This is a genomic window from Streptomyces sp. NPDC001678 (genome assembly GCF_042892945.1).
Lineage (GTDB): Bacteria > Actinomycetota > Actinomycetes > Streptomycetales > Streptomycetaceae > Streptomyces.
Window position 1 is genome coordinate 56,492 of sequence record NZ_JBIAUP010000015.1, and the last position, 20,208, is coordinate 76,699.

At 70.2% G+C, this 20,208-nt stretch carries 16 protein-coding genes; 6 read left to right on the forward strand and 10 right to left on the reverse strand.

Annotated features, from left to right (window positions below):
* Positions 1–121 precede the first annotated feature (121 nt).
* The 5 genes from ftsH to dacB all read right to left on the reverse strand — a co-directional run bounded on the left by ftsH (position 122) and on the right by dacB (position 6,965).
* Positions 122–2,134, reverse strand: coding sequence for an ATP-dependent zinc metalloprotease FtsH (ftsH, locus tag ACFYZR_RS26790; RefSeq protein ID WP_391914585.1), 2,013 nt, complete (start codon positions 2,132–2,134; stop codon positions 122–124).
* 263 nt (positions 2,135–2,397) lie between these two features.
* On the reverse strand, positions 2,398–2,937 hold the full coding sequence (hpt, locus tag ACFYZR_RS26795; protein ID WP_126918123.1) for a hypoxanthine phosphoribosyltransferase: 540 nt from the start codon (positions 2,935–2,937) through the stop codon (positions 2,398–2,400).
* A gap of 79 nt (positions 2,938–3,016) precedes the next feature.
* Positions 3,017–4,069 carry a tRNA lysidine(34) synthetase TilS gene (gene tilS / locus ACFYZR_RS26800; RefSeq protein ID WP_391914587.1) on the reverse strand — a complete coding sequence of 351 codons (1,053 nt, stop codon included), beginning with the start codon at positions 4,067–4,069 and terminating at the stop codon, positions 3,017–3,019.
* Positions 4,070–4,280: 211 nt separating this feature from the next.
* The gene (locus tag ACFYZR_RS26805; RefSeq protein ID WP_391914589.1) at positions 4,281–5,417 is read right to left on the reverse strand and encodes a zinc-dependent metalloprotease; all 1,137 of its coding nucleotides are present in this window, start codon (positions 5,415–5,417) and stop codon (positions 4,281–4,283) included.
* Positions 5,418–5,579: 162 nt separating this feature from the next.
* A complete protein-coding gene (dacB, locus tag ACFYZR_RS26810) occupies positions 5,580–6,965 on the reverse strand; it encodes a D-alanyl-D-alanine carboxypeptidase/D-alanyl-D-alanine-endopeptidase (RefSeq protein WP_391914591.1) in 1,386 nt (461 codons plus the stop codon).
* A gap of 151 nt (positions 6,966–7,116) precedes the next feature.
* On the opposite strand from dacB, the gene ACFYZR_RS26815 reads away from it, so the two are divergent.
* On the forward strand, positions 7,117–7,614 hold the full coding sequence (locus tag ACFYZR_RS26815; RefSeq protein ID WP_126915332.1) for an inorganic diphosphatase: 498 nt from the start codon (positions 7,117–7,119) through the stop codon (positions 7,612–7,614).
* A 229-nt stretch (positions 7,615–7,843) separates the two neighbouring features.
* Here ACFYZR_RS26815 and ACFYZR_RS26820 read toward each other — a convergent pair whose 3' ends face one another.
* Positions 7,844–9,526, reverse strand: coding sequence for a threonine/serine exporter ThrE family protein (locus ACFYZR_RS26820; RefSeq protein ID WP_391914758.1), 1,683 nt, complete (start codon positions 9,524–9,526; stop codon positions 7,844–7,846).
* Between the two features lie 185 nt (positions 9,527–9,711).
* Positions 9,712–10,989, reverse strand: a complete 1,278-nt coding sequence (locus tag ACFYZR_RS26825) for a DedA family protein (protein ID WP_391914593.1) — start codon at positions 10,987–10,989, stop codon at positions 9,712–9,714.
* Positions 10,990–11,250: 261 nt separating this feature from the next.
* On the opposite strand from ACFYZR_RS26825, the gene ACFYZR_RS26830 reads away from it, so the two are divergent.
* Positions 11,251–11,616 (forward strand): YbjQ family protein, encoded by a 366-nt coding sequence (locus tag ACFYZR_RS26830; RefSeq protein WP_229353900.1) that lies wholly within the window; start codon positions 11,251–11,253, stop codon positions 11,614–11,616.
* Positions 11,617–11,628: 12 nt separating this feature from the next.
* Here ACFYZR_RS26830 and ACFYZR_RS26835 read toward each other — a convergent pair whose 3' ends face one another.
* A complete protein-coding gene (locus tag ACFYZR_RS26835; protein WP_391914595.1) occupies positions 11,629–12,384 on the reverse strand; it encodes a MerR family transcriptional regulator in 756 nt (251 codons plus the stop codon).
* Between the two features lie 168 nt (positions 12,385–12,552).
* On the opposite strand from ACFYZR_RS26835, the gene ACFYZR_RS26840 reads away from it, so the two are divergent.
* Positions 12,553–13,179, forward strand: a complete 627-nt coding sequence (locus tag ACFYZR_RS26840) for a Uma2 family endonuclease (RefSeq protein ID WP_391914597.1) — start codon at positions 12,553–12,555, stop codon at positions 13,177–13,179.
* An 11-nt stretch (positions 13,180–13,190) separates the two neighbouring features.
* Here the strand turns inward: ACFYZR_RS26840 and ACFYZR_RS26845 are convergent, their stop codons facing one another.
* Positions 13,191–14,129: a Rieske 2Fe-2S domain-containing protein gene (locus tag ACFYZR_RS26845; protein WP_391914599.1), complete on the reverse strand. Its 939-nt coding sequence runs from the start codon at positions 14,127–14,129 to the stop codon at positions 13,191–13,193.
* A gap of 249 nt (positions 14,130–14,378) precedes the next feature.
* Between ACFYZR_RS26845 and ACFYZR_RS26850 the strand changes: the two genes are divergently transcribed.
* The 3 genes from ACFYZR_RS26850 to ACFYZR_RS26860 all read left to right on the forward strand — a co-directional run bounded on the left by ACFYZR_RS26850 (position 14,379) and on the right by ACFYZR_RS26860 (position 16,406).
* Positions 14,379–15,185 (forward strand): helix-turn-helix domain-containing protein, encoded by an 807-nt coding sequence (locus tag ACFYZR_RS26850; protein ID WP_391914601.1) that lies wholly within the window; start codon positions 14,379–14,381, stop codon positions 15,183–15,185.
* Complete coding sequence (locus ACFYZR_RS26855) at positions 15,182–15,382, forward strand: DUF397 domain-containing protein (RefSeq protein WP_391914603.1); 201 nt, start codon at positions 15,182–15,184, stop codon at positions 15,380–15,382. The genes ACFYZR_RS26850 and ACFYZR_RS26855 overlap by 4 nt, the downstream gene beginning before the upstream one ends.
* Positions 15,383–15,563: 181 nt before the next feature.
* Entirely contained in the window at positions 15,564–16,406 is an 843-nt protein-coding gene (locus ACFYZR_RS26860) for a hypothetical protein (RefSeq protein ID WP_391914605.1), read from the forward strand.
* Here ACFYZR_RS26860 and ACFYZR_RS26865 read toward each other — a convergent pair.
* Positions 16,384–20,181 carry an ATP-binding protein gene (locus tag ACFYZR_RS26865; protein ID WP_391914607.1) on the reverse strand — a complete coding sequence of 1,266 codons (3,798 nt, stop codon included), beginning with the start codon at positions 20,179–20,181 and terminating at the stop codon, positions 16,384–16,386. The genes ACFYZR_RS26860 and ACFYZR_RS26865 overlap by 23 nt on opposite strands.
* Positions 20,182–20,208 lie beyond the last annotated feature (27 nt).

The window sequence follows — 20,208 nt, forward strand, 5'->3', positions numbered from 1 at the left end:
GCGCCGTGTGCGGCCCCTGCGGAGCACCTCGGACCGCGCGCATATGCGCGATGCCGCGCCCCCAAGGCTAAAACCTGGGTGACGCGGCATCCATTCCGGGCCCTTCGCAGGCCCGGGGGGCTCAGCTCTCCGGAGTGGCGGGGCTGTCCTTGTGGAGCTCCACCGTGTCGACGGGGGCGGCCCCGTTGTTGGTGGGGGCGAGCTCCTTGGGGGTGAGCACCGGCGGGCGGGTGGAGGGCGTACGGCGCGAGGAGCCGGTCCACGCCGGGCGGGCCGGGCGCTTCACGACGTGCCGGAAGATCTCGGCGATCTCCTCCTTGTTCAGCGTCTCCCGCTCCAGGAGGGCCAGAACCAGGTTGTCGAGGATGTCGCGGTTCTCGACGAGGATCTCCCACGCCTCGTTGTGCGCGGTCTCGATGAGCTTCTTGACCTCTTCGTCGACCAGCCCGGCGACCTCTTCGGAGTAGTCCCGCTGGTGCGCCATCTCGCGGCCCAGGAAGGGCTCGGAGTTGTCGGAGCCGAACTTGATCGCGCCGAGGCGCTCGGTCATGCCGTACTGGGTGACCATCGCGCGGGCCGTGGCGGTGGCCTTCTCGATGTCGTTGGCCGCGCCCGTGGTCGGGTCGTGGAAGACGAGCTCCTCGGCCGCGCGGCCGCCCAGCATGTAGGCCAGCTGGTCGAGCATCTCGTTGCGCGTGGTGGAGTACTTGTCCTCGTCGGGCAGGACCATGGTGTAGCCGAGCGCGCGGCCCCGGGACAGGATCGTGATCTTGTGGACCGGGTCGGAGTTCGGGGAAGCCGCCGCGACCAGGGCGTGTCCGCCCTCGTGGTACGCGGTGATCTTCTTCTCCTTGTCGCTCATGATCCGGGTCCGCTTCTGCGGGCCGGCCACGACGCGGTCGATCGCCTCGTCCAGCATGTGGTTGTCGATCAGCTTGCGGTCGCTGCGGGCCGTCAGCAGGGCGGCCTCGTTCAGCACGTTCGACAGATCGGCACCGGTGAAGCCGGGGGTGCGGCGGGCGACGGCGGCCAGGTCGACGTCGGGCGCGACCGGCTTGCCCTTCTGGTGGACCTTGAGGATCTCCAGACGGCCCTGCATGTCCGGACGGTCGACGGCGATCTGCCGGTCGAAACGGCCCGGGCGCAGCAGCGCCGGGTCCAGGATGTCCGGGCGGTTGGTGGCGGCGATCAGGATGACGCCGCCCTTGACGTCGAAGCCGTCCATCTCGACGAGCAGCTGGTTGAGCGTCTGCTCGCGCTCGTCGTGACCACCGCCGAGACCGGCGCCGCGGTGGCGGCCCACCGCGTCGATCTCGTCGACGAAGACGATGGCCGGGGCGTTGGCCTTGGCCTGCTCGAAGAGGTCGCGGACGCGGGAGGCGCCCACACCGACGAACATCTCGACGAAGTCGGAGCCGGAGATCGAGTAGAACGGGACGCCCGCCTCGCCGGCGACGGCGCGCGCGAGGAGCGTCTTGCCCGTACCGGGCGGGCCGTAGAGCAGCACACCCTTGGGGATCTTGGCGCCGACGGCCTGGAACTTCGCGGGCTCCTGGAGGAACTCCTTGATCTCCTGGAGCTCCTCGACGGCCTCGTCGGAGCCGGCCACGTCGGCGAAGGTGGTCTTGGGGGTGTCCTTGGTGATCAGCTTGGCCTTGGACTTCCCGAAGTTCATCACCCGGGAGCCGCCGCCCTGCATCTGATTCATCAGGAACAGGAAGACCACGACGATCAGGACGAAGGGGAGCAGCGAGAGCAGCACCCCGACGAAGGGGTTCTGCTTCGACGTCGAGACGTTGTAGCCCTCGGGCAGCGTCTTCGGGTCGTCGTCATCGGCCTTGGCCTGGAGGTCCTTGGAGATCTCCACGCCCTGGTCGCCGATGTAGTTGGCCTGGACCTTGCTGGAGCCCTTGATCTTCTGGCCGTTGATCAGCTCGATCTTGATCTTGTTCTCGTCGCCGGTCGTCAGCTCGGCCGACTTCACCAGGTTCTTGTCGATCGCGTGCACGACCTGGCTGGTGTCCACCGACTTGTAGCCGCCGGACGAGCCGACGACCTGCATCAACACGACCACGGCGAGGACGGCCAGCACGATCCACATGACCGGCCCACGGAAGTAGCGCTTCACGTCCATCCATACGGGGCGCTCGGCGCCCCGTCCCTCCTGCCACAGTGAGGCACGGTCACCCCGGAATGAGGTGCCTGTGCATGCGGTGTCCTGCTCGACCTTTGAAAGGCTTGATTCGAAGCCTGAAAAGACTGACCTTCGGACGGTACCCCAGCATTGTCACCCGACGCCGCCGCGGACGGTCAACAAAACCGCCCTCGCATGCTCCAACGGCGGGAAACCGGGTTGGGTTCCCGGCGCCGGGGTACCGGCTCCATGACGGAGCGTGCTCAGCCGCCGTAGACGTGCGGTGCGAGCGTGCCCACGAAGGGCAGGTTGCGGTACTTCTCGGCGTAGTCGAGACCGTAGCCGACGACGAACTCGTTGGGGATGTCGAAGCCGACCCACTTCACGTCGATGGCCACCTTCGCCGCCTCCGGCTTGCGCAGCAGCGTCACGACATTGAGCGACTCCGGCTCGCGCGAGCCCAGGTTCGACAGCAGCCAGGACAGCGTCAGGCCGGAGTCGATGATGTCCTCGACGATCAGGACGTGCTTGCCCTTGATGTCGGTGTCCAGGTCCTTGAGGATGCGGACCACACCGGAGGACTGGGTGCCCGCGCCGTAGGAGGACACGGCCATCCAGTCCATGGTGAGGGGGGTGGACAGGGCGCGAGCCAGGTCCGCCATCACCATCACGGCGCCCTTGAGGACGCCGACGATGAGCAGGTCCTTGCCCGCGTATTCCGCGTCGATCTTCGCGGCCAGCTCGGCCAGCTTCGCGTCGATCTCTTCCTTGGTGATGAGCACCGACTTCAGATCGGTGCCCATGTCCTTCTCGTCCACCCGCGCCACTCTCGCTCGTTCACGACCTTGTCGGGCCCGCGAGACGCGCTCCGCCCCGCTCGCATCAGCCCTGCCGGAGGACCAGTCTGCCACCCTGCCTGCGAACCGCGACGCGCCCGGGGAGGTTGATGGCCCCCTGACCGCGCCAGCCGGTGATGAGCCGGTCCACTTCCTCCAGGTGCCGGGCGAAGAGCGAACCGGCGGGGGAGCCCGCCGCGATGGCCGCCCGGCGCAGCACCCGGCGGCGCACGGCGGGGGGCAGGGCGTAGAGCTTGGCCACCTCGAGATCGCCGGAGTCGTCGCGCACGGACGGCTCCACGGCGGCCGCCCAGGAGTCGAGGGCGTCGGCGTCGTCACGGGAGAGCTGGGCCGTCCGGGCGAGGGCCTCCACCACGCCCTTGCCGAGCGCCTTCTCCAGGACCGGCAGCGCCTCGTGCCGGACCCGGGAGCGGGTGTAGGCCGGGTCGACGTTGTGCGGGTCGTCCCAGACGGGCAGGGACTGGACCATGCAGGCCTTCCGGGCCGTCTGCCGGTCCAGGCCCAGGAAGGGCCGGCGGTAGCGGCCGCCGACGCCGGAGGCGGTGGCCATGCCGGACAGCGAGCGGATGCCGGAGCCCCGGGCGAGGCCCAGCAGCACCGTCTCGGCCTGGTCGTCACGGGTGTGCCCGAGCAGGATCGCGGCGGCGCCGTGGCGGTCGGCGACGGCGTCCAGCGCGGCGTAGCGGGCGTCGCGGGCGGCGGCCTCGGGGCCGCCCTCCCGGCCGACGTCGACCCGGACGGCCTCGACGGGGTCGAGGCCGAGGGCGGTCAGACGGCTGACGACCTCGGCGGCGCGGAGGTCGGAGCCCTGCTGGAGGCCGTGGTCGACGGTCACGCCACCGGCCCGGACCCCGAGGCGGGGGGCCTCGAAGGCGAGGGCGGACGCGAGCGCCATGGAGTCGGCGCCACCCGAGCAGGCCACCAGCACGAGCGGCGGCTCGCCGGCGCCCTGGGGCGAGGAGGGCGAGGAGGCGGCCGAGGAGGTGGTGGGGGCCAGGGTGAGGACGTCGTGGAGAACGTCGTGGAGAACGCGGCGGACCGCCAGGCGTATCGCCGCGACCGCGGGGTGTGGACCCATGTCCGTGTGTCCAATCGTTCCATGGGAGGGGGTGCCGGAGCCGGCGCCGGGGCCTTGCCGACTCCGAGTATCCGTCACGCTGTGTGCGTCGATGGTGACAGAGACGAGCCTTTACCCGAGCATCGCACGCCCACCCTTGGCACACGGTCCCTCGGAAGGGTGATTACGGGAGCGTTCGTCCGGTAGCAGGGCGTGACGGGGGTGTACGGAATCACCCGTCGGACCGTCCGTGCACCCGTGCGACCCAGTCCGCCGGTTTGGCGATCTCGGCCTTGGTCGGCAGCGTGTTCGGGGACGTCCAGACCCGGTTGAAGCCATCCATACCGACCTCGTCGACCACGGCGCGTACGAACCGCTCGCCATCACGGTACTGCCGCAGCTTGGCATCCAGGCCCAGCAGCTTGCGCAGCGCCGCGTCCAGGCGCCCGGCACCGGTGGCCCGCCGCTTCTGGAACTTCTCCCGGATCTCGGCCACGGTCGGTACGACCTGCGGCCCCACGCCGTCCATCACATAGTCCGCATGGCCCTCCAGCAACGACATCACGGCCGTCAGCCGGGCCAGGATCTCCCGCTGGGCGGGCGTCTGGACCAGCTCCACGATGCTGCGGCCGCCGGGCTCGTCCCCGTCCACCGGGGGCCGGCCGCCCGCCAGCGACTGGGCCGCCTCCCGGACCCGCTCCAGCAGCGTCGCCGGATCGACCTCCGTCTCCCCCAGGAACCCCTGGATCTCCCCCTCGATGTGGTCCCGCAGCCACGGCACCGCCGTGAACTGCGTCCGGTGCGTCTCCTCGTGGAGGCACACCCACAGCCGGAAGTCGTGCGGGGCCACGTCGAGCTCGCGCTCGATCTGGACGATGTTCGGCGCCACGAGCAGCAGCCGGCCACCACCGGCCGGGGAGCCCGGCAGGTCGCGCGTCACCGGCGCGAACGTCTCGTACTGGCCCAGCACCCGGGACGCCAGGAACGACAGCAGCATCCCCAGCTCCACGCCGGTCACCTTGCCGCCGACCGCGCCCAGCACCGCCCCCGCCGGGGCGTTCGCCCGCTTGTCCTGCATCTTCGCCAGCAGCGGGCCGATCAGGGCCCGGAAACCGGCGACGTTCGCCTTGACCCACCCCGCGCGGTCGACGACGAGGACGGGCGGCTGCGGACCGCCGCTCCCCTCGGGGTGCGTCATCCGGGTGAACGCCCGGACGTGCTCCTCCGACGCGATCGCGTGCCGGCGCAGCTCCGCGACCACGTCGCGCGCCTCGTCCCGGCTGACTTCGGGCCCCGGCCGTACGAGCCGGGTCGCGGTCGCCACCGCGAGCTTCCAGTCGACCATCTCCGTACCACCGACGCTCGTCATGCCTTCACGGTACGTGCTGCGCACAGCTTGGGTGGAGGGCTTTCCGCCGCCTTACGGGCGGGGGCTCGCGGCCGGTTCGGCACCGCCGGGCCGGCAGGTGGGGGTTGCGCGCCGTCGCGGCGGGAGTGGGCCCCGGTCCCGCCCTTTCTCCGTTTCCCGGGGCTACGCCCCGGACCCCGGCGGTGCCGAACCCGCCCCCGCCAAGGCGGACGCCGCGCGGTCCAGCGCCCGCTGCGCCGCGTCCGCGTCCGTCGTCCCCGAGGCGAGGAAGGCGAAGGCCAGCAGCCGTCCCCCGGGCGTGACGACGGTCCCCGCGAGCGTGTTCACCCCGGTCAGCGTGCCCGTCTTGGCGCGTACCAGCGCGCGGCCCGCCGCGTCGCGCGGGTAGCGGTCGCGCAGGGTGCCGCTGAAGCCCGCCACGGGCAGGCCCGTGAGGACCGGCCGCAGGGCCGGACGGCCGGGCTCCGCCGCCCGGGCCAAGAGCAGGGCGAGGAACTCCGCCGACGCGCGGTCCGCGCGGTCCAGACCGCTGCCGTCGGCGATGTGGACGGCCGGCATCGGCAGGCCCAGCGCCGCGAGCCGCTCCGTGACGGCCTGCGCCGCGCCCTCGAAGCTCGCCGGCTTGCCCGAGGCGAGCGCGGTCTGCCGCGCCAGCGCCTCCGCGATGTCGTTGTCGCTGTTGGTGAGCATGCGCTCCACCAGCGCGGACACCGGCGGGGACGCCACCGACGCCAGCCGGGCCGCCTTGCCGTCCGCGCGCCCCTCCCCCGGCTCGCCGTCGACCTCCACGCCCTTCTCCCGCAGCAGCGCCGCGAACTTCCGGGCCGCGTCCGCCGCCGGTTCGGCCGTACGGTCGGCCGGCCCCCGCTCGGAGTCGTCGAGGCGCCCCTCGTTGACCATCAGGGGGCTGACGGGGGCGATGTTGTCGTTGAGCCCGATCGTGTGGAGCACGGGGCCGGAGTAGCGCGATACGTCGTACGCGAGCTTCACCTTGCCGGTGGCACCGCGCGCCTTGAGCGCGCGGGCCGTGGCGTCGGCCAGGTCGCCGAGGCCGGCCGCGGTGAGCGTGGGATCGCCGCCGCCCACCAGGACGACGCCGTCACCGCCCGCGGCCACCACGGTCGTCTCGATACGGCGCTCCGGCCCCACCGCCGACAGCGCGGCGGCCGCCGTGGCCAGCTTGATCGTGGAGGCCGGGGTGTACGCGTCCGACTGCCCCACGCCGTACAGCCGCTCCCCGGTCGTGGCGTCGACGACCGCGGCCGCGGGGTGGTCGGAACCCAGCGCGGAATCCTTCAGCAGGGGCTCCAGCGCCTCCGCCAGGCCGTCGGCGGAGCGCTTCCCGGCCTTCGGGAGGGGCGCGAGCACGGCCGGGGCGGCGCCCGGCGCGCGTTCGCCGTCGGCGTGACGGGCGTCTTGGGGCCGTGCCGCGGCAGCGGCGAGGTCCCGTTCGGCCTTACGCTGACCCCCGTCCCAGGGCCCGGCGGCCGTCACCGCGCCGGTCGCCAGCGCCAGGCCGGCCACGGCGGACACCGCGGCGAACCGCACGGTTCGCCGTTGTTCGCGAGAGGCGTCCCGCCACCATCCGACCTGCCGGCGTCCGGCCTGCGGCACCACGGACCAGCCCCTTTCGCCACCACACTCCTGCGTGGGGGACACTTAATCACCAGACGTATGTGTTGATCAGAAGGAGCCACCCGTGGAGTTCGACGTCACCATCGAGATCCCGAAGGGTTCGCGGAACAAGTACGAGGTGGACCACGAGACCGGTCGCATCCGTCTGGACCGCCGACTCTTCACCTCGACCAGCTACCCGGCCGACTACGGCTTCGTCGAGAACACCCTCGGCGAGGACGGCGACCCGCTGGACGCGCTGGTTCTTCTCGACGAGCCGACCTTCCCCGGTTGCCTCATCAAGTGCCGCGCCATCGGCATGTTCCGCATGACGGACGAGGCCGGCGGCGACGACAAGCTGCTGTGCGTCCCGGCGAACGACCCGCGCGTCGAGCACCTCCGTGACATCCACCACGTCTCGGAGTTCGACCGCCTGGAGATCCAGCACTTCTTCGAGGTCTACAAGGACCTGGAGCCGGGCAAGTCCGTCGAGGGCGCGGACTGGGTCGGCCGCGCGGAGGCCGAGGCGGAGATCGAGGCGTCCTACAAGCGCCTCGAGGCGTCGGGTGGGGCCCACCACTGAGCACTGACGTGCACCTGGTGAACGGACCGGCCTGACGCCGGCTCGGCACCGCCGGACACCGCCGTGGTGGCTGATCGCCGCCGCGGCGGTTTTGGCGTACCCGGGGGCAAGCCCCCGCGGCGCTCAGCCCGCGCGGCGCAGCCCGGCGGTGCCGAAGCGAGGTCATGCGGCTGCGGGCCGTGCGTGGCTGGTCGCGCAGTTCCCCGCGCCCCTTCGGGGCGCTACCGGCTCAGAAGCCGCGCGTCCGCTTCGCCGCTCGGCGGACCGCCCCCTCGCCCGGGACCTTCAGGAACATCCGGGACATCTCGCTCCCCAGATTCACCCCGATGGCGATGGCCAGCGCCAGTGCCGCCGCCTTGGTGATCGAGGAGATGCCCGTGTTCATCTCGTTCTTCGCGAAGTTCAGCAGCGCGAAGTACGTGGCGCTACCCGGCAGCAGCGGGCCGATCGCCGCCGTCACGTACGGCAGCGCGGAGGTGTAGCGGTAGCGCGACAGCAGCTGGCCGAAGAGGCCGACGAGCCCGGCCGCGATCGCCGTGGCGGGCACCGGGTCCAGCCCCGCCGTGTCCGCGAGCGCCCCGTAGACCACCCACGCGACGCCGCCGTTGAGCGTGACCAGCAGCACGGTGTGACGTTCCTGCTGGAGCAGCAGCGCGAACGCGAACACCAGCAGCATCGCCGCCACGATCTGGATCACGGGCCGCTCCCGGTGGACCAGCGCCGCCTCCGGGTTCAGCGTCTTCCCGCCGACGTGCACGCCCCCGTAGAGCACGACCAGCACACCGCAGACGATGCCCGCGATGAGGTAGCCGACCTCCAGCAGCCGCGCCGCCGCCGTGATGTAGAAGCCCGTGAGCCCGTCCTGGACGCCCGCGACCAGCGCCCGTCCGGGGATCAGGGCGAACAGCCCACCCGTGATCACCGCCGACGCCTGGACGGGCGTACCGGTGGCGCTCAGCGCCACACCCATCGCCGCGGGCGGCATCGCCGCCGCCACGAACTGGTAGAACTCCGGCAGCCCCCGCCCCGACGCCAGCCACGCCAGCCGGTCGCCCAGCATCGCCCCGGCCGCCGCCGCCAGGAACACCACGAGCCCGCCGCCCACCAGCAGGCTGGCCGCACCCGCCAGCAGCCCGGAGGCGAGGGTGAGCGCCCAGCTGGGGTACGGGTGACGGTTGCGGCGTATCTCGGCGAGGCGCCCGTACGCCTCCTCCATCGACAGCCCCTGCGTGGTGATGTCGTGGACGAGCCGGAAGACCGCCGCCAGCCGGTTGTAGTCCGTGCCGCGCCGGCGCACCGTCCGGTTGGCGGTGACGGGGTCGTCGACGAGCGAGGGCTGATAGCTGACGGTCAGCAGGGTGAACGTGACGGTCGGCTCGCAGCGCGCCAGCCCGTACGCGTGCGCGACGCCGAACATCGCCGCCTCCACGTCCTCGGCGCCCTCACCGCCCGCGAGCAGCAGCTCGCCGATGCGCAGCGTCAGGTCGAGGATGCGCGGCACGGGCGGCCCCGGCTCCTCCGCGTGCTTCTCCGGCCGCTCGGGCACCGGCCGCTCCAGGACCGGCATCCGCAGCATCGTGCGCATCCGGTCCTGCCAGGGCGCCTCCTTGGTGAGGCTGACCTTGGGTATGCCGTACGGAGGGGTGTAGGCGGGGTACAACGGGGTGGCGCTCTCGGCAGGGCTCTTGCCCTTGCCGACGCCCTTGCCGACGCCCTTGACGACGCCCTTGGGGAGGGCGAACTCCGACGTGGGGTGGTCGTCCTCGGGCGGCGGGGCCGGCAGGGGGACGCCCAGGGGCGGGGTGAAGGCGCTGTGCGCTTCGTCGGACTGCGGCTTGCGGTCCTCGGTGCCCCGGTCGGGGTCACCGTCCGGCTTCGTCGTACCGCTACCGCTGCCCCGCTGGCGTTCCACCACCACGTACTCCTCGGTGCGTCCCTCCTGTTACCGCCAGGATGCATGCAGGGTGATGGGCCCGCGCACCGGGGGCGGGAAAAACGGAGCGACGAACTCCCTGACGGTTCCCTAATGTGCCGTTAACGACGGGAAGGTGCCACCCGGTCGGGTGGCACCTTCCTGTTGCTGCCTGACGACGCGCGTCAGCGCTGCGGGCGGTAGTTGTGCTCCTGGCCGTCGTCGTAGTCGCCGTGGCCTTGGCCGTTGCCGTAGCCGTATCCGTATCCGTAGGTGTTGTCGCCGTAGCCGCCCTGGGGGTGGGGCTGAGGCTGGCCCTGGCCCTGAGGGTAGGACTGGCCCTGGGCGTACGGCTGGCCCTGCTGGGGGTACGGCTGGGACTGAGGCTGAGGCTGGGACTGGGGGTACGCCTGGGCCTGTGGGTACGGCTGGGGCTGCTGCTGCGGGTACGGCTGGGGCTGGCCGTACCCGCCGCCGTAGCCACCCTGCGCCCCATAGCCGCCCTGCTGGCCGTAACCCCCCTGGCCGGCGTACGCGCCCTGGCCACCGTAGCCACCGGCCCCGGCGTAGCCGCCCTGGTTGTCGTAGCCCCCCTGGTTGCCATAGCCACCGCCCTGGCCACCGTGACCGCCCTGGTTCCCGTACCCGCCGCCGGGACCCCCCTGAGCCTGGCCGTGACCATGTCCCTGACCGTGGCCCTGGCCGTAACCGTCGTCACCGCGCTGCTCGCCCAGGCCGAACCCGCCCCAGTCCTCGTACTCGTCCGACGGCGCGGCCGGAGCCGCCGGGGCCGACGGGGCCGACTTCGCCTCCTCCGCTGCGGCAGCGGCCTCCTTCTTCGACTTGGACCGCGCACGCAGGAACTCGATGGCGATCGGCACGACCGAGATCAGCACGATCGCGACCAGCATCAGCTCGATGTTCTTGTGAACGAACTCGATCTTCCCGAGCGCCGCGCCCAGCAGCGTCACCCCGCCGCCCCACAGGGCGCCGCCGATGACGTTGAAGATGAGGAACGAGCGGTAGTTCATCCGGCTCACGCCGGCGATGATCGGCGTGAACGTCCGGATCACCGGCACGAAGCGGGCCAGGACCAGCGACTTCGGCCCGTGCTTCTCGAAGAATTCATGGGCCTTCTCGACGTTCTCCTGCTTGAAGAGCTTCGAGTCCGGCCGCTTGAAGAGCGTGGGACCGACCTTGCGGCCGAAGAGATAGCCGGCCTGGTCGCCGAGGACCGCCGCGAGGATCACCAGGGCGCACACCACCCACAGCGGATACTTCAGCGCGTTCGTCGTGACCAGCAGACCGGTCGTGAACAGCAGCGAGTCTCCTGGCAGGAAGAAGCCGATGAGCAGGCCCGACTCGGCGAAGACGATGGCCAGGACGCCCCACAGGCCGAATTGGCCGATCAGGTAGTCCGAGTCCAGCCACTGGGGGCCGAGCGCGAGAGTGGTGGGGGTCACTGTTGACGGTCTCCTGGGTGGAGGGCGCAGGCTCGTTGCGAGGCCCGGGCACAGGCGGGGGAGGCGGTGTGCCGCCCGAGGTTACCAACGCGCCCACGACGACCCCGGTTCCAGACGGCCCCCGGGCGCCCACCCCCGGGCGCGCACGCCCGCTCACGTGCCGTTACGTTCCGCGTGCACCTGAACAGCGCAACCCGGCCGCCCCGGCGTGCGTCCCGAACGACGAACGGCAAAACTGCACACGTATACGGAGGTGGATGCATGGGCATCGAGGAGTACGGCGGCGGTCAGCAGTCCCAGGACGTGCTGGTGGTCACCACGAACGACGTGCCCGGCTACCGGGTCGACCGTGTCATCGGCGAGGTCTTCGGCCTCACCGTGCGCTCCCGTCACATCGGCAGCCAGATCGGCGCCGGCCTGAAGTCCCTCGTCGGCGGTGAGCTCAAGGGGCTCACCAAGACCCTGGTCGAGACCCGCAACCAGGCCATGGAGCGACTGATCGAGCAGGCCCGCTCGCGCGGCGCCAACGCCGTGCTCATGTTCCGCTTCGATGTGACCGAGGCCGCCGACGTCGGCACCGAGGTCTGCGCCTACGGCACGGCCGTGGTGATCTCCCCGCACGCGTGATCACACGCGTGATCAGCTGCGGCGGATCGCGTTCGCGAGGATCGCGTCCCGCAGGAAGGCGGCCATGCCGGGCCTGATCGCCTCGTACGTCGCGGCGAACCGCTCGTCCGCGACGTACATCTCCGCGAGCCCGGCGTGGATCTCGTACGAGCAGTCGTAGAAGAACTCGCCGATCTGCCGCCGGTGCTCCTCCGCGAGCTCCATCGCCTCCGCCGACTCCGGCGCCGCGCCGGTCTCCATCAGCGCGGCGATCCGCGCGTTCAGCCCGTCGGCGGCGGCCTTGATCCGCAGCCAGTCCTCCTTCGTGTACGAGGCGGCCCGGCGCTGCGACTCCTTGTAAGGGTCGGTGCCGCCCCAGCGGCGTTCGGCCTCGGCCTCGTGTGCGTCGGGGTCGAAGTCTCCGAAGACCTCGAACTTCTCCTCGGGGGTGAGCCTGATGCCCATCTTTCGCGCCTCCATAGCGTGCTCCACGGCGGCGGCCATCCGCTGGAGCCGGTCGATCCGGCCGGTCAGCAGCTCGTGCTGCCGCCGCAGGTGCTCGGCCGGATCGGCGTCCGGGTCGTCCAGCAGCGCCGCCACCTCCTCGAGCGGAAACCCGAGCTCCCGGTAGAACAGGATCTGCTGCAACCTGTCGAGATCGTCATCCTCGTACTGCCGGTGCCCGGCGTGGCTGCGGCCGGACGGCAGGAGGCCGATCTCGTCGTAGTGGTGCAGCGTCCGTACGGTCACGCCGGCGAGGGCGGCGACCTGCCCTACGGAGTAGCTCATGGCTCCGCTCCTTTCGTTCCTTGCACGCTCCACGGTGAGGGCTCACGTGACGTGAGGTGCAAGTCGCGGGGCGCCGCGAGTCGGAGAAACGGTCCGTCGTCACCCTGACGGGTGGCACTACCTTCGGATATGGGGCATGTGCCCCCGAGCCCGCCCACGATTCGATTCATGGGAGCAGTGATGGCCGCAGAAGCCAGGTGTGAGCAGCCGGAGCGAGCCACGCCGGAGAACTGGATGTACCCGCCGGCGGACGGCTGGACGTACGACCAGGTGAAGGAGCTGGTCCTGCCGTGCGACTGGGAACTACTGGGCGGGAAGATCGTGGTTCGAGGGGTAAACAAGTGGTGGCACCAAGTGGTCCGGGACGAGCTGTACTACCGGCTCCGGGGCACCAAACCCGAATCGCTGATGATCAATAGCGAGCAGTGGGTCTTCTTCGACGAAAAGAACGTCCCGAAACCTGACATCGTTCTGTTCGACAAGAGCGGACTCGACGTCCGCACGCTGGACTGCATCCCCGTCGACCGAGTCGTTCTTGCGGTGGAAATCGTTTCTCCCGGCTCGCGCACTGAGGACCGCTTCTACAAGCCCGCCCTGTACGCCGGCGCAAAGATCGACCACTACTGGCGCATCGAGCGCGGCGAGGACGACCTACCTGTCGTTCACGAGTACCTGCGGCGTCAGGAGGAGGACCGCTACACCCCCAGGTCCGAGCGCCCCACACACACCGGCATCCTCAAGACCGACGTCCCCTTCCCCATCGAGATCGATCTCCGCAGCCTGATCGAGGTCTGAACAGCCCTGCGTCACCTTTCCGCCGTCGCGTAGAACTGGCGGGCCCAGTGGCGGAGTTCTCCGATGGGGCCGTCGCCGTGCTGAAGACGGGGGTGGGGGAGATAACGCTTGTTGTGCCAGATGGTGATGTCCTTGCGGACGTCGTGCGTGAGCCAGATGAGGCCGAAGCGGGCCAGGATGTCGGACGCGACGGCGATGGGTGGTTCGCGGAGGCGCCATGGGATCGCCCACGGCACCGTGATCGCACAGCCCACGAAGACGCGGAACTGCGTCCGCCAGGGCCCGGTCGGCGTCGGATTCACCCACATCCGCACCGACACCCCGAGCGCCGGGATCTCCGCCTCGGCCAGCACCAGCCCCAGCCCGAACTGCCGTACCGCGTAGTCCACGGGAACTATCCCGATGAGTGGCAGGCTGCGTCGGGCCCGTACCTTTGCCGTGCGGACCGGGCCGTCCGTTCTCTCGGTGACGAGCTCCTTCGTGTCCACGAAGCCGTGGATCGGGCCCAAGTGCCCGTAGTCGGAGATGTTTTCCGCCACTTCTTGGGGGTGGGTGTCGGCTTGCAGGGTGCGGTGCACCGGAGTACTGAACCCCGGTTTCGGCAGCTCCGGTAGCTGCCAGTCCGGCGGCGCGCCCGTCTCGTCGTACCAGACGCAGATCATGCCGTTGACCTCGCACACCGGCAGCAACGTCAGTGACAGCTCCGGCGGATGCGGCCCGTAGGGAGTGCGGCGGCACGTGCCGTCCGGGCCGTAGGCGAAGCGGTGAAAGGGGCAGACGAGGTATTCACCGTCCACCGTGCCGCCATGGCCCAGATGGGCCCCGAGGTGCGGGCAGTGCGCGCGGATGGCGCGCACCCGGCCGCCGCGGGTCCGGTAGAGGACGACGTCCTCCCCCGCCAGCCGACGCGTGGACACCGCGCCGGCCTTCAGCTCACGGGTCGAGCTCAAACAGAACCAGCCCCGTGGATAGGGCAGCGGGGCGGGCGGATTCGGGTTCCCCTCCACATCACCATGCTGCCGCCCGTCAAGGTGGCTCAAACAGGACTTTTGTGTATTTCAGTGGGATGTCGAGGCCTACGGCCGTTATCGGGGCCCGGGTGAGCCATGATGCGTAAGTTTCCTGCTCCCGAGGCCGAAACCACGCTGGCCTGGGATCGTCGTATGCGGTAGCGACGGGAGTACGGGAGGACGCATCCAATGACGTACACGCGCCCACGGCCCATGGCGTGGCAGTACTGCGGCGACCAGATCAAGCTCTGGCGGAACCTGGCCGGAGTCAGCCGCGAGACACTCGCCAAGGAGGCGGGATACGGCTGCGAGACGATCGCGTCGGTGGAGCAGGGGCGGCGGAGGCCCGCAGTGCATCTGCTGCGGATCGCCGATCAACTGTGCGGGGCGAACGGGCTGCTGCGGGCGGCGGAGAAGTACCTGGAGCCGGAGCAGCTTCCGGAGCGCAGTTACGACTACATGCTGTACGAGGCGGAGGCGATCGCCATCAGCTCGTACCAGCCCATGCGCATCCCCGGGCTGCTTCAGACGGAGGAGTACGCGCGAGAGCAGATCAGCAACTGCTGGCCACCGCTCGACGATGAAACCGTGGAGGTGCGTATCGCGAACCGGATGAAGCGCCAGGCTCTGCTGGACAAGCAAGAGCGAGTGTTCAGCTACGTGATCGGAGAACCCGCTCTCCGGCACCCGATCGCAAGCAGGGAAGAGCACCAGCGGCAGTTGCGCCATCTGCTGGCAGCGGGCGAGCGCCGCAACGTGACGATCCAGGCTCTTCGCTTCGATCGCGCCCCCATCGGCAACGAGGGTTCGCTGATCCTGCTGGAGACACCGGAGCACAAGCATTTCGCCTACGAGGAAGGGCAACTGACCTCCGCCTTGACCGCTGAGCCGGACAAGGTCAGCAAGGCAGCAAAGAGGCTGGCGCGCATCACTCAGCTGGCCATGAGCCCGGACGAATCAGCAAGCTTCATCAAGGAATTGGCAGACACGCAATGAAGTGGTTCAAGTCGAGTTTCAGCGGTGACGACGGCAGTGAATGCGTGGAGGTCGCCACCTCCCCGCACGCCGTCCACGTCCGGGACTCGAAGCTCGGGTCCGACGACAGCCCCCGAATATCCGTCCCCAGGGCCTCCTGGGGAACGTTCCTGCACCACCCGAGCTTCGGGACTCGGGATTCGAGCGCCATCTCTTAGGAATGGGAGGTGGGCACAACCCACCCACCCTCCCTGCCTGTTGCACACCCGGATGACTTTCCGCAACCGAGTCGCGACGTTGCGCGCTCGCCGTGTAGCGTGCGCAGCAACAAGCGACCCCCGCTGGTGCTACCAACACCGAACGGGGGTCTGACCAACAAGATCGAAGGACGTCGATCTCATGGCTATCGCCAACACTAGCGCCGACGCGCGCCCCTCCGCTCCCCCCATGGCCTCCCCCGGCTACGGAAAACGCTCCGCCCCCGGCCAGGCCCCGCGCGACCCGCACACCTTCGCCCATCTCCCCGCCCGCGAGGCGTACATCGCCTCCCACATCGACCGCCTCCCCGACGGCGCCGCGATGGACGCGAAGACGCTGGCCAAGGAGCTGCCCTACGGGCAGCAGGCCATCCGCACCGCCCTCAACAACCTCTCCGAGGCGGGCCATCTCCGCCGTATCCGCGAACCCGCCGGTGACGACACCACGCAGTGGGTCTTCCGCACGTATTTCTCTCGCACGGCACGCAGTGACGCGTGGTGGGAGCGCTGGCTGAACGAGGGCGACGAGCCGCAGCCCGACGCGAAGCCGCAGCGCTCCCCCGCCTACGTCGCCCTCGCCACCCTCGGCCTCACCGACGCCCGCCTCGCCCTCTCCGCGAAGGACTGCGCCGACCTCGAACCCCTCGCGGCGGAATGGCTGGCACGGGGCATCCCACCCGCCCAGCTCATCGCCACCCTCACCGCCGGCCTCCCGTCCCCCGTCCACTCCCCCGCCGCCATCACCCGAACGCGTCTCGCGGAGAAGATGCCGCCGGAGCCACCCCCGTCTCGGACACCAGGCCGCCGCATCATGGAGTGCACCTCCTGCCGTACCCCGGGCCGCCCGGAGGCCCTCTCCGGCGGACTCTGCCGCGTCTGCCGGGAAGGCGTGGACGTCCGGGAGCCGAGCCCGCAGGAGCAGGCGTACGTACGGGCCCGCGCGGACCGGGTGCGGGCGGGGATCAGGCGCGGGGGACGCGGCTGAGCGCCGCTCGGATGGTCTCGTCCACGGGGGCGACCGGGAAGCCCAGCTCCCGGAGCCAAGTAGCGACCTGGGTCAGGGGACGGCCCAGCCGGAGTGATTTCTGGAGCATGCGGTCGAGACCGTTGCCCTGGTCTATGTCCAGGTACCCGGTGAAATCGCCGAACTGGGCGATTCCGTCGCGTTCGTCCCGCTTGATCAGCCTGACGGCTTCGGTGAAGGTCAGCCCTTCCGGCAGGCTCTGTCGTCCTAGTTCGACACCGTACCCCTGGAGATACCAGACGACCTCACCCGGCTCGGTGCGCAATACCGCCGCCGCGCCCACGACGTGGGCGAAGGGGACCGGCTCGGCCGTGTTCAATCCCAACCACAGCGTCTCGTTCGACAAGAGCTCTTCGTCCAGACGCGTGGGCGCGGTGGGCAGCTTCAGGCGGATGTCGAACCCATAGGCCTTCAGTCGTTCGATCCGTTCACGAGGCGAACGATCGGTGGACTTCAGCAGATGGTCGTAGAAGATTCCTCTGCCCGGGCGCAGATTTCCCCGCATGTCGCTCAACAACTCGATGTCATCGGGGCAGGCATCGTCGGGAAACACCGACGGCATGGTGAAGCCCAAATAGGCGAGCTCCGCCAGCATCTGTGCCGGGCTGATGCCCAGCTTCGCGGCGTTCTGGAGCACCCGGCCCGGAGCCACAGGGTCCGCGAGGTCACGCCACGGCGCTTCTCCATTCGCCCCCTCGCTCAGCAAGGCCGTGATTCTGGAATCCGGACGGTCCGGCAGACCCGCCGCGTCGCATCTCAGCCCGTACGCGGCGAGCCTGTCGCACACTTCGGGGACCGTGATGCCGAGCACCCGGCTCGCCTTGGCGATGTGCCCCGGGGGTACGACCTGGTCGGGGTCGAGCCACCCCGTCGAGTCGCGTTCGGCTCCCGGGTCGTTGCGCACCAAGACGTCGTGATCGGCTGCCCTGGCGAGTGCCACGGCTGTGTCTCCGACGGGGACAGCCATACCTCTCCAGCGTTCGGCGGCCTCTTCGACCCCCGCACCCATGAGACGGGCCGTGTCCAGTAGTTCCTGCACCGTCACGTACCGGTCCTGAGCTCTCATGCCGAGCTCGGCGGAGCGCCGGGCAGCGGTTTCCCAGGAGGTGCCGAGGGCATCGGCGAATTCGACGCACTGTTCGAGGAATTGAATCCGCCACGACCTGCCGAGACCCCAGTGCCTCAAATCGCGCGTCGACCCCGGCTCGGTGAGCATCATGAGATCGGACGGCAGGGCCGGGCGTACGTTCCGCACACCCCGGAGTTCCGGGCACGCCTCCTCCAGCAGGGTCAGAGCCGCGTTGGGGCCATGAGCGGCAATCCGCCACAGCAGGACGTGGTCGGGAGCGTCGCCGAAGAGGTACAGCCACGGAAGGTCCCTCACCATGTCCCTCCGATCGTTCTCCCCGAAGGTCCCCAACGGAAGGAACTTCAGGTCGGCGGAGAGACACCCTGCCGTGCCCATGTCGATTCGGCACCCTCGGTACTCCAGCACCCGGCCGGCTGCGACGGCCGCAGCCGTGACGGTGTCGGCAAGTTGCACACTCGAAACGGCCAGGCGGCAGATCCACTCATAGGACGGCAGCGCTTCGTCACTCGCCAGCAGGGATTGCAGCGCCTGCCCGAGGATGCCCCGTAACGGCCCGGACACTTCGTCCAGAACCCGGGACCGGTCGACTGAAAGGCGCCCCGGAGCGTGTTCGCCGGAGAGGTTCACCACTACCCCGTCCAACCCGGAATCGCCGTTCATCGACAGCACACCCCGCCGGATCTCGGGCTGGACGACCAGCCCGTCCACGAGCAGCCCGCCCCCGTGCTCGCACCAGATCACCTGCACGCCGTCGGGAGCCTCCGCCCACTCGACCATCACCCCGTGGGCGTTCAGCCCGAAGCGCTCCCTGTCCGGTGCCTTTCTCGCATCCAGCCGACCGCGCTCCCACGTCTTGACCCGTTCGCCATGGCGAACCTCCGTCGGGAACTCCGCGATCCCCAGCACTCTTCCAAGCACGGAAACGCACGACCAGCGGCGATCGCCCCGCGCATCGCCATCCCGCAGATAGAGCCGAACCCGCGTCCCCGCCTCCTCTCCCCGTTCCTTCAACCGCTCGATACGGAACAGGTGCCCCGGCCCGTAAATGGACACCCGGAGCAGCGGCCCCAGTCGCCCCCGCGCACCCATACGGCACGTGGTAACCCGAATCTCATCGGCGAGCATGAAATAGCTCAGCACGCCGATACCGAAACGGCTGTTGGGGAACAACTCAACCGGGGGAACAGCCTCCGCCCACCCCGCCCGCTCCAGCTTGAAGTCCAGCTGATCCACGAATCGCGAGCCCGCCTGCGAAAAGACCCCGCGCAGTTCCGACTCCCCCATGCCGACACCGTTGTCCCGGCACTCGACGTACTCGCGGCCGCCCTCGTCCACACCCTGCTCGAACTCGATCCGGCCGTCGTACGCGTACGAGGCGTCCCCCGTCCGGTCCAGATACTCCGTCCGGGCCCGCCGGTAGCGGCAAGCGTCCAGCGCGTTCTGGTAGAGCTCACGGATGGCGAGGTCGCGGTCGCGGTAGAGCTGGACGCCCATGAGGAGGTCGCGGACGCGGCGCTCGTCGAGACGGAAGCTCGCCCAGCCGGTGAAGACGCCATCCGCCGGGGTCACCCCGTCCGCCGACAGGCGGGCCGGGAGGGCGGGCAGGGGCTGGGTGACACGTTCGCGGACGGTGCGGCGAACGGCCGCGAGGAGGCCGTCCGTACGGTCCGTGTAGGCGCGGAGGCCCTCGATGACGGCTTCGTGATGGCACTCGGCGTGGAGCACCGGGAGGTCGTGGGAGCCGCCCCAGCGGGACTTCTCCAGCGTGCGTCGCAACTGGTCGAGGTCCACGGGGTGGGGGATGCCCAGGTGCTCCACGACGATCTGCGGCAGGGCCGTGATCTCACGGCTCGCGCCGTGGGCCAGGGCCAGGAACAGGGCGAGTCGCTGGTCGCGGATGCGCTGGGGGCCACCGCCGCGTACGCCGACGGCGTCGTCGGCGGGGAGTTCGTCGAGGTATTCGCGGTTGCAGACGTCGGGGCCGCGGCGGAGGCCGTGGAGGAGCCGGCAGATCCGGCGGGGCTCCAGGGCCTCTCCCAGCGCGTCGGCCGGGGCGCCGACCGCCTCCCACAGCGTCCGGACCGTCGCCGCGTCCGAGAACTCTTCCCGCAGCGCCAGCCATCGGTGGAACAGCCACCAGCCGATGGATTCCGCTGCCGCTGCATGGGGGTGCTGGAGGGCTCGTTTGACGAGCAGGTCGTGCCCCTCGGCGAACACCTCGAACGACGCGCGCTCGTGGCCCGGCCCGGGGTGCCGGTCCAGGCGTGTCGGGTCGACCCGTGCTCGTAAGGCAGCCGCCAGTCGCAGGGTCTGCACGCGGTACACGAACGGCATCAGGACCAGCAGGGCCGCCTCCGCCGGGTAGAGGTCGAGCCGGCACTCGGGCCCCGGCTCTCCCAGCAACCACTCCACGCTCTCGGCGAAGCGCGGGACGACGCCGTCGTCCCGCCAAGGGTCGTCGGCGAGCTCGCGTTCCGCCTCGCCCCGGAGGCGGGCCAGGGCCGCGACGGTCTCGGCGACGCGCTCGCGGAAGAAGGACGCGTCGCGGTCGGGCGGTACATGGCGCCACGCCGTCGAACGGACGGCCAGGTCCACCCAGCCGTCCACGGCGGGGGCGGAGTGGCCAGAGGCCCCACCGATATGCATGTCCCGCATCATGAAGACGACTTCGGC